This is a genomic window from Pauljensenia sp. UMB3104 (assembly GCF_030217285.1).
Lineage (GTDB): Bacteria > Actinomycetota > Actinomycetes > Actinomycetales > Actinomycetaceae > Pauljensenia.
Genome location: NZ_JASONN010000151.1, coordinates 1 through 324 on the forward strand (window position 1 = coordinate 1; position 324 = coordinate 324).

Sequence of the window (324 nt, forward strand, 5' to 3'; positions counted from 1 at the left end):
GCAAGACGCTATTGTTATGCCCGTGAGTAATGATTATCAGGATGTCGTCAGCGCCAGTGAGCGCGGTGCGCAGGTGCTAGACCGTGCGCTCTCCGGTGGTGCAATGGGGGGCGAGGCCACGCCTGCTTCTGAAAGCAGGCCCGGTGTTGGTCCGTGGGTTGGCGAGCTTCCGACCGATGAAAAGTACGATCCTGAACTACTGAAGAACGGCGATCATCGTAACGTTGAAGACCAGTATCGCTACTGGACGATGGACGCGATCCGCGAAGACATCGCAGCCCATGCGCTCCCGTTCGAGGTTGCAATCGAGAACCTCGGTCATGA

Annotated in this window: 1 pseudogene; it reads left to right on the forward strand. The window is 58.0% G+C overall.

From position 1 onward, the window contains the following. Positions 1–103: 103 nt before the first annotated feature. Positions 104–324: pseudogene (locus tag QP415_RS11150) on the forward strand (TrmH family RNA methyltransferase); the annotation flags it as partial.